7 protein-coding genes are annotated in these 9,391 nt (G+C 63.9%); all 7 read left to right on the top strand.

The genetic code is table 11. The annotated features are described in order from the left end of the window. The first annotated feature begins 175 nt into the window (after positions 1–175). Positions 176–1,144 (top strand): LysR family transcriptional regulator, encoded by a 969-nt coding sequence (locus J2848_RS35555; protein ID WP_149235721.1) that lies wholly within the window; start codon positions 176–178, stop codon positions 1,142–1,144. A 241-nt stretch (positions 1,145–1,385) separates the two neighbouring features. Then, positions 1,386–3,590, top strand: coding sequence for a DUF3141 domain-containing protein (locus tag J2848_RS35550; protein WP_170307328.1), 2,205 nt, complete (start codon positions 1,386–1,388; stop codon positions 3,588–3,590). Then, a complete protein-coding gene (locus J2848_RS35545; protein ID WP_149235719.1) occupies positions 3,587–4,096 on the top strand; it encodes a hypothetical protein in 510 nt (169 codons plus the stop codon). The genes J2848_RS35550 and J2848_RS35545 overlap by 4 nt, the downstream gene beginning before the upstream one ends. A gap of 49 nt (positions 4,097–4,145) precedes the next feature. After that, positions 4,146–5,117 (top strand): HlyD family secretion protein, encoded by a 972-nt coding sequence (locus J2848_RS35540; protein ID WP_246194558.1) that lies wholly within the window; start codon positions 4,146–4,148, stop codon positions 5,115–5,117. A 1-nt stretch (position 5,118) separates the two neighbouring features. Continuing rightward, a complete protein-coding gene (locus tag J2848_RS35535; RefSeq protein ID WP_149235717.1) occupies positions 5,119–6,345 on the top strand; it encodes an ABC transporter permease in 1,227 nt (408 codons plus the stop codon). 14 nt (positions 6,346–6,359) lie between these two features. After that, on the top strand, positions 6,360–7,457 hold the full coding sequence (locus J2848_RS35530; RefSeq protein WP_253568850.1) for an ABC transporter permease: 1,098 nt from the start codon (positions 6,360–6,362) through the stop codon (positions 7,455–7,457). Positions 7,458–7,598: 141 nt separating this feature from the next. Then, positions 7,599–9,032 carry a mechanosensitive ion channel family protein gene (locus J2848_RS35525; RefSeq protein ID WP_149235715.1) on the top strand — a complete coding sequence of 478 codons (1,434 nt, stop codon included), beginning with the start codon at positions 7,599–7,601 and terminating at the stop codon, positions 9,030–9,032. Positions 9,033–9,391: the final 359 nt, after the last annotated feature.

Here is a 9,391-nt window from a genome sequence, read left to right as displayed (position 1 = left end):
CACCGTTTGACGGACAACTAACTTCACGACAACATGCACACCTATGCGGTGTGTGGCGGTGTGAAAGCAGTGCTTTCCTTCATCAGCCGATATAATTCCAGCTATTCTGTCTAAGATCACCCCGTGACCAGAATTGCTGGGGCGTTTCTCAACAGCGATCGATGGGAGTAAATTCGTGCCGATCCGCAGGCTGGACTTGAATCTGCTCCGGGTGTTTGAAGCCGTCATGCAGCATCGTAGCGTGATCGGGGCTAGCAGAGAACTGCGGGTGACCCCCTCGGCGGTCAGCCACGCGCTTGCCCGGCTGCGTCAGGCGCTGGACGATGACCTGTTCATCCCCGGCGATTCCGGGATGGAGCCGACCGCACGCGCCCTCCATTTATCCCCCGGCATCGCCGATGGCTTGGGACGGATCGCCGATGCGATGAGCACGAAGGCCTTTGTCCCGTCGGAAGCGGTGCGGACCTTCCGCATCGCCGCGACCGACTATGGGGCGGTGGTCGTCCTGCCGCGCGTTGTCGCGCGGATCAGCCCGGTGGCGCCGCAAATCGATCTGCGGGTGTTTCCCCTCAACCGCATGGACGTCGTTCGTCAGCTCGACGATGGCCGCGTCGATTTCCTGATCGGCTGGTTTGCCGACCTGCCGGGCCGCGTGCGCCACGCGACGCTTCTCCAGGATGCGGAAGCCGTGGTTGTCCGCAGCGGCCATCCGCTCACCGCCGGGCCGGTAACGCGGGAACGCCTGTTCGAGTATCCCCACGTCGTCGTGGAGTTGACCGGCAGCGAAGACGTGGCGACCGACGGGTTCATCGACGACCGCGGGGTATCCCGCCGGGTCTGGGTCGAGCGGCTGATCCTCGAAGCGGCCGACGGCGACAAGGGACTGACCGGGCGAGTGGCCATTTCGGTCCCGCATTATGCCGCCGTCCCGCCACTGCTGCAGGTCAGCGACATGGTGGCGACCTTGCCGGGCCTGCTGGCGGCCCGGGCAGTGGAGCAGTCCGGGCTGGTGACGCTGGACCTTCCCTACGAACCGCAGCGGGCAAACCTGGACATGATCTGGCACCAGCGCGCCGAGCGGGACGCCGGCGCCCGCTGGCTGATCCAGCAGATCACCGCCGCGATGGCCGACCCGGCATCGTAATTCGGTAAAAGCAGCCAGCTTTCCCGATAGAACTTCCCTTCGCACCATGCTGAACATTGTTCATCATGGTGCTGCATAATCTTCATTTGCCACACGCGGGCAATTCACAATAATCGCTCGATAGCGATCAAGGCGCTTCACCGTGGGCGCCTAAGGATCTTCGTCGGCTATCACAGGATGGCGGCGTGAATTTTCACGAGTCCGCACTGCATTCCCCCCGAATATGTGAGGAGGTTTCTTGATGTGGCCGATGATGGACCTTGCCCGGCAGGCGCAGGACTATTGGATCGATGCAAGCCAACGCTCCATCCTGTTCCTCGACGCGTTGCGCCGCCGTGGCAATATCCATTTCGACCATGCCGCCCGGACGGCACCGAACGTCCTCAGCTTCTCCTTCGAGTTGGTGGCCGACGGGCGGACCTTTGAGCGCCCGGTCAATTATGGGCTGGTACGGATCGTCCCGCCCGCCGGCGTCGCCGTCGATGATTGCAAGCGCCCCTTCATCGTGTTCGATCCGCGCGCCGGCCACGGGCCGGGGATCGGCGGCATGAAGCAGGACAGCGAGATCGGTGTCGCCTTGAAAGCCGGGCACCCCTGCTATTTCGTCGGCTTTCTCCCCGATCCGGTTCCCGGCCAGACGGTGGAGGACGTCTGCCGGGCGGAGGCCGTCTTCGTGGAGGCGGTGGCCCGCTTGCACCCCGATGCCGACGGAAGGCCTTGCCTCATCGGCAACTGCCAGGCTGGCTGGCAGATCATGATGATGGCGGCGACCCACCCGGATACGGTCGGGCCGCTCATACTGGCGGGCGCACCGCTCAACTACTGGGCCGGGGTCCATGGCAAGAATCCGCTGCGTTATCTGGGTGGCCTTCTCGGCGGCACCTGGCTGACGACATTGGCCGGGGATCTCGGCGCCGGGATCTTCGACGGCGCCGCCCTGGTCGCGAACTTCGAGCGGATGAACCCCGCCAACACCCTGTGGAAGAAGGGTTACAACGTCTATTCGAAGATCGACACCGAGGAGGAGCGCTTCCTCGACTTCGAGACATGGTGGGGCAGCCCCGTCCTGCTCAACGCCGCGGAGATGCAGTTCATCGCCGACGAGCTGTTCCTGCGCAACAAGCTATCCAGCGGCGAGATCGTCTTCTCCGACGGCACGCGGGTCGATCTGCGCAACATCCGCACGCCGATCGTCGTCTTCTGCTCCTGGGGCGACGACATCACGCCGCCGCAGCAGGCGCTGGACTGGATCCTCGATCTCTACGAGACAGACCGCGAGCTGATCGCCGGCGGCCAGACCATCGTCTATGCGCTGCACCAGAGCATCGGCCATCTCGGCATCTTCGTCTCGGCCAAGGTGGCGACCAAGGAGCATGACGAGTTCGCGCGGACCATGGACCTGATCGACGTCCTGCCGCCGGGCCTTTACGAGGCCGTCTTCACCGAGAAGACAGCCGACATGGCCCATCCGGAGCTGGTGTCCGGCGACCATCTCGTCCGCTTCGAACGGCGCCGGCTTGACGACATCCGCGCGCTGGGCGGCAACGACGCGGCCGACGACCGGCGCTTTGCCACGCTGGCCCGCCTGTCGGACCTCAACCAGGGGCTCTACCGTGCCACCCTCGGTCCGCTGGTGACCGCCCTGGCAACGCCGCAAAGCGCCGCGGCGCTGCGCGCGATGGACCCGTACAGGCTGCGGTTCGCCGCCTTCTCCGACCGCAACCCGCTGATGGCTCCGGTCGCCCCTCTGGCCGCGGCGGTGCGCGCCCATCGCCATCCATTGCCTGCCGACAACCCGCTGCTCGGCTTTCAAGAGGCGGCGTCCGACCAGATCACCCTGGCTCTCGACGCCGTGCGCGACGTTCGGGACAGGGCGACAGAGGCCTTCTTCCTGGCGATCTACGGCTCCCCACAGCTTCAGACGCTGCTGGGCATCGACCCGGAGACGCCGGCGGCCGGACATGGCAGGCCGGGCCGCGACCTCACCCGCGAGGCGGCCATCGCCAAGGCCGTCGCCGATCTCGCCCTGCGGATGGAGCAGGGCGGGCCCGCCGAGGCGGGGCTGCGCGCGCTGCTCTACATCGGCCTCGCCCGGCCGAGGGCCGGCGTGGACGAGCGCGGCTTCGCCATGCTCCGGCACATCCGACGGCAGCTCTTCGCCGACCGGCCGTTCAGCCTCGCCCGCTTCAAGGCGCTGGTGCGGGAGCAGTATCTGCTTCTGCTGCTCGACGAGGACCGCGCCGTGGCGGCGATCCCCGCGCTGCTGGGAAGCGATACCCGCGGCCGGACCGGAATGCTCGACGCCATCCGTCGCGTGGTCGCCGCCTCCGGAGAACTGTCGCACGACGCCGAACGGCGCCTGGACCATGTGGAGGCGCTGTTCGCATCGGTGAGCGGCAAGACCCTATCGGCGACCTCCGGGATGGCGGGAATCGCCGCGTCGTGACGCCGTTGGACAGGAAGAACGGGGAACATACCATGACTGATGCTCAACCGACCGGCGCTCAACCCGGCCTGCCGTCGGCCGCCGATGTCCGCAGCCTTGTCGCCCGGCAGAAATCCGCCCTGCTCGCCGAGGAAGCACGCAAGCGCAAGGCTGCGGAGGAGGAACTGAAGCATCAGAAGGAGATGTTCCTGCATCGCACGGTCACGCCGGACTTCGTCGCCCATCTGACCACGCGCATCGGAAACGCCGCGGCGAACGGCGAGATGCAGCTTCTCCTCGGCCGCTTCCCAAGCGCGTGGTGCAGTGATGGCGGACGGGCGATCAATGCGCGGGAGAAGGACTGGCCGTCGACGCTTCAGGGCTTCGCCCGGGACTTCTATGATTTCTGGGAGCGGGAGCTGAAGCCGCGTGGATTTCAGATGGAGGTCGCCATCGTCGATTTTCCTTCTGGTATGCCGGGCGATATCGGTGCGACCCTTTCGTGGAAGGAAGGGGACCGGGCGTGACGGAACCAGGAACGGCGTCACGACCGGGGCGGGCTTGGGGATGATGGGGATGAGGGCTCTTCGCTGGGTGATCGGGGCTGCCGCCATCGCGGCACTCGGCACGACCTTGTGGTTTGCGACGCGACCGCCGCCACTGACCGTCCAGGGGGAGGTGTCGGCCGACCGGGTCGACATCAGCCCCCGCGTTTCGGGCCGTGTCGCCAAGCTGGGCGCCGACACCGGGGACAGGGTGGCGCACGGGACGGTGCTGGTCGAACTGGAAAGCCCGCAGCTGGTGGCGGCACTGTCCGCCGCCCAGGCAGCACTCGGCGTCGCCAGGGCCGACCTCGACCGGGTCAACAGCACGCGGGCCGAGACCATCACCGCGAGACGGGCCGATCTGGCCTCGGCGGATGCCGACGTCACCCTCTATCAGGACAATTACGGCCGGCAGGCCCAGCTCATCCGCTCCGGCAACACCCCGCAGGCCCGGCTGGACGAGGCGGCGCGCAATCTGGAGGCCGCTATTCGCAAACGCGAGTCGGCGGAGGCCGCGCTGCATCTCGCCGTCACCGGCGCCAGCCCGGAGGAGCGGGCCCTGGCCGCCGCCCAGGTCAGGCAGGCGGAGGCCGCACTCCGCCAGCGGTCCGTCGACGTGGAGGAGCTGGTCGTCCGCGCGCCCATGGATGGCCAGATCACCACCAGGGTGGCCGAGCTGGGCGAGAATTTCAGCGTCGGCGCGCCGCTCTTCTCCATGGTGGACATCGCGCACCCGTGGTTCACCTTCAACCTGCGCGAAGATCTGCTGACCGGCCTGACCGTCGGCGACAGCTTCCGGATCACCGTTCCAGCCCTCGGCCCGAAGGAGATTCCGGTGCGGGTGACGATGATCAACGTCCAGGGGCAATACGCGACGTGGCGGGCGACCCGCGCCACCGGAGACTTCGATCTGCGAACCTTCGAGGTCCGGGCCGTGCCGGCCGAGCCGGTGGAGGGACTACGACCGGGAATGAGCGCCATCTGGGTCCGGCAGGGACGTTGAGATGCGGCCCCGCACCGGATTGCGTCCCGGCTTCCTGCTGGTCTTCCAGCGTGAACTGGTCTGGCTGCGTCGGCGCCGCCCGGGTCTGCTGCTGCTCGTGACCCTTCTGCCGCTTGGCCTGATGGGGCTGCTGATGGCGATTTTCAGCGCCGGTCTCGCCACCCGCCTGCCGATCGCCGTGCTCGACCTCGACGGGTCCGACCTGTCGCGCGCCATCGTCCGCACCGTGGACGCCACGCCCGACGTTGCGGTGGCCCAAAATGTCGCCGATCTTGCCGAGGGGCGCCGGCTGATCCTGTCCGGCACCGTCCATGGATTGCTGATGATCCCCCGCGATCTGGAACGGGACGTGAAGGCTGCCCGACGGCCGGAGGTGGTGTTCTTCTACAACACCCAGACGCTGACCTCCGGCAACCTCGTCCTGCGCGGGGTCAGCAATGCGGTCCCGACGGTGGCGGCCGGCATCCGACTGTCGCTACGCACGGCCCAGGGCCAGCCGATGGACGCCGCCCAGGCCTCCCTGGCACCGATCCCGGTCCAGGTCCACGGCCTGTTCAACCCGACCCTGAATTATGCCCATTTCCTGCTGGCGGCGCTGTTGCCCAGCCTGCTTCAGGTTGTTGTTGTGGTGGCGTCCGCCTATTCGGTCGGCCTCGATGTCGAGACGCGGCACCGGCTGGCAATCCTCCGGCGGCTTGGCGGCGGCCTGTGGCCGGCCATGGCGGGTAAGGTTCTTCCCTATACGATCCTGTCCCTGATGGTTCTCGGCATCGCCGACTCCGTTCTGTTCGGCGTGCTGGACCTGCCGTTGCGCGGTCAGCGGGGCATTCTGCTCCTCGCGGGCATCCTGTTCCTGCTGGCCTGCCAGCTGCTCGGCATCCTGCTGGCGCTGTTCCTGCGCTCCACGGCAGGGGCGGTCAGCGTCGGGACGCTGCTGACCGCCCCTGCCTTCGGCTTCATGGGCATCGGTTTCCCGCGCCTCGGCATGGGCACCTTCGCCCAAGGCTATGGGGCGCTGCTCCCGGGAACCTGGTACCTGACGGCACGGATCGACCAGACCGTCCGCGGCACGCCGTCCGACCTGTCCTGGTCTCCGGTGCTGGTCCTCGTCGCGTTCGTGATCGGGCTTGCCGTGCTTGCCGCATGGCGGTTGGAGGGCCTGCGTGCCCGGCGCAGGAGGGCGGGCCCCGGGCGCACCGCGGCGGTTCACGGCGGGTCAGCGCCATGAGAGCGGTCCTTGCCGTGTTCCGTCACGAACTCCGCCGCATTGTCACCGTGCGCCCGGCCTTTTCCGTGCTCATCCTCGCGGCGGTGATCTACGCGGCGTTCTATCCGCAGCCCTACCTCAACGAGGCGCTTCGCGAAGCCCCGATCGTGGTTGTGGACCGCGACGGGACCAGCAGCAGCCGGGAGATGGTCCGTCGGCTCGACGCGACGTCCGACGTGAGTGTGGCCCTCGTTCTCCCTGACCTTCCGAGCGCCCAGCGTGCCGTTTATGAACGCGCCGTGTCGGGCATCCTGCTGATCCCCCAGAACTTCGAGCGCGACCTGCTGCATGGGCGGCCATCCCCGGTCGCTCTCTACGCGGACGCCAGCTATTTCCTGATCTATCAACGGATCACCGGTGCCGTTTCGGCCGTGGCACGAACGCTCGGGGCGGAGGTCGAAAGCGCACGGCTGGTCGGTGCCGGTGTCGATCCGGCGGTGGCCGGCGCCGTCGTCGACCCGATGCCGCTGACGGCGGTGCCGCTGTTCAATCCGCAGGGAGGCTATGCGACCTATCTGCTGCCGGCGGCTTTCGTCCTGATCCTGCAGCAGCTTCTGCTGATCGGAACCGGCCTGCTCGGCACCACCCCTGATCCCGACCGACCCAAGGCCGGTCCGCTGGCCACCGTGGCTGGCAAGCATATGGCCTATCTGGTGCCGGAAGCGCTGATCCTGCCCTTCTACCTGATCGCCCTGCCATATCTCTACGGCATCCCGCGCCTGGGTTCGGCCGCGATGGTTCTTCTCTTCGCGCTGCCTTTCGCCCTCGCCGTCAGCGGCCTTGGCCTCATCGCCTCGGCGGTGTTCCGCACCCCTCTGGCGGTGCAGCTCGCCACTGCGGCGGTCGGGCTGCCCTTCTTCTTCCTGGCAGGGTTCGCCTGGCCTCCGGAAGCGATGCCGGAAGCGGTTCGTCTGATCGCCCGGTTGCTGCCGAGCACATCGGCGATCGACGGGCTTGTCCGCGTGGCCCAGCTCGGGGCGCCCCTCTCGGAGGTAGCCGAACCCTTCCTGACATTGTGGGCCTTGGCAGGACTCTATAGCGCAATTGCCATTGCGCTTGCATTCCGGCGTTAACCGCAATCACGTTTACACTATAGCGTAACTTGATTATTGTTTTTGAGAACCGTATGGCATGAGTATGAATTTTATCGATTTGCATCATTCGACGATCTGATCGGCGTTAGATTATCTTCTGGCGTTCTTCCAAAGGAAATGATGAGCACCGATCTCAACCTTATGATGTTTGCTCAGGATCCGCTTGTCCAGACGGGGGTTCTGGCTTCGATAGGGGCGCTTCTCACTCACGTTGCTCTCCGCAACAGACCGACACATCGCTTTGCCGGGCAGTTGTTCTTCTTCACAGCGCTCACTGTTCTTCTATTCTACCACGGTGTCGTTCCCTACGAGGCCGGAACATCGAACAGCTCCGTTCCACAGAGGGTATTCGCCGGCCTTGCCAGAATGATCTGGTGGACGAACGGGGCATTGTCCCTGGTCGGTTTCGTTCGGGCATTTCTGACTTTCGAACGGCGGACCCGCGAAGGCCGGCTCCTCCAGGATCTGATCATTGGCATGATCTATGTTGGCACCGCCCTGTCGATCGCTGCCAATGTTTTCAATTTTCCGGTCGGCACCCTCATCGCGACATCCGGTGTCTTCGCCATCATCGTCGGCCTTGCGATGCAAAGCACGTTGAGCAATGTCTTCTCGGGCATCGCTCTGAACATCAGCCGCCCTTATGCTATTGGGGATTGGATCTCGTTGGGAGACGGCATAGAAGGCCAGGTTCTCGAAACCAACTGGCGCGCCACTCATCTGCTCAGTGACACGAATGACCTTATCATTCTCCCCAACAGCAGCTTGGCAAAAGCAACTTTGACAAATCTGAGCGGACCGGATCGCTCGCACGGAGTTACTCTTACCGTAAGAATTTCCCCGAATGTTTCGCCGGGTGCCGTTTCAAGTGTTATGCGGGACGTGTTGCTGAGTTGCACATCGATCCTGCCCAATCCCCCACCAACCACACACATTCAGTCTCTCGACGCAGACGCGATCGAGGTGAAACTCTCTTTTCATGTTGCCAAGCTTTCTGCTGTCGGCACGACGAAAGACGAGGTTTTCGATCTCGTCTACCGGCACGTGAAATCCTCGGGGATGAGGTTTGCATCACCTTCCGCATCCATGCAGCCAATTCTGAACAACACGGAAAGCAGCGCGTCGACCGCCTCGACACCGCTCCGGCTTCTGAATGCAATTTCACTGTTCTCTTCTCTGACCGAGGACGAAAAGGAGGCATTGGCCGCCACCATGTCGCGCCGCACCTTCCGCAAGGGCGATGTCGTGGTGGAGCAGGGAACAGTGATGGCGGCGCTGGTGATTGTACGAACGGGTGTGCTCGCCGTAACCAGCAGGACCGAAGAGGAAGAGATCGAAACCGGTCGGCTTGCTCCGGGAGATTTCTTTGGAGAGGGTGGACTGCTGACGGGGGCCGGTACTGCGGGTACGGTTCGTGCCCTTACCTTTGTCGTCGTGTACGAGATCGCCCTGGAAAACCTGGCGCCTCTGATACATGACAGACCGGGCATAGCCGAAGAGTTGGGCGCAGCCCTGCTTCATCGGAAACAAAGTATTGATCCCCCCACAAAATAGCCAGTGACGAGCCCAGACATGGATCCGTGGCTCGCCTTGCCGTTCTCATCCAGAGCTATATCCATCGACCATCGAGAAATTGAATTATTTTGCGTAGATTTTTACATTTTGCGAGAATTCTGTGATATATTAAATTATGCAATATTTCAAATACTCAGCATTGAGCACATAATGTCTTTGAGCGCGTAGAATTATTTTGACGCCTTGTCATAAGGCAATTAATAAATTCCTGACTTTGCTATTTATCTAAAAATTCCGCCATCGAAAGCTATATATTTATGGATTTAGTGGTAGCGTATTCATAATACGCAAATGTCCCACTTCCATATTTTTTGATATTTCTAGTCCGGAAATTGACC

Source organism: Azospirillum lipoferum (assembly GCF_024170005.1).
Classification (GTDB): domain Bacteria; phylum Pseudomonadota; class Alphaproteobacteria; order Azospirillales; family Azospirillaceae; genus Azospirillum; species Azospirillum lipoferum.
This window is presented reverse-complemented; position numbering and strand designations above follow the sequence as displayed.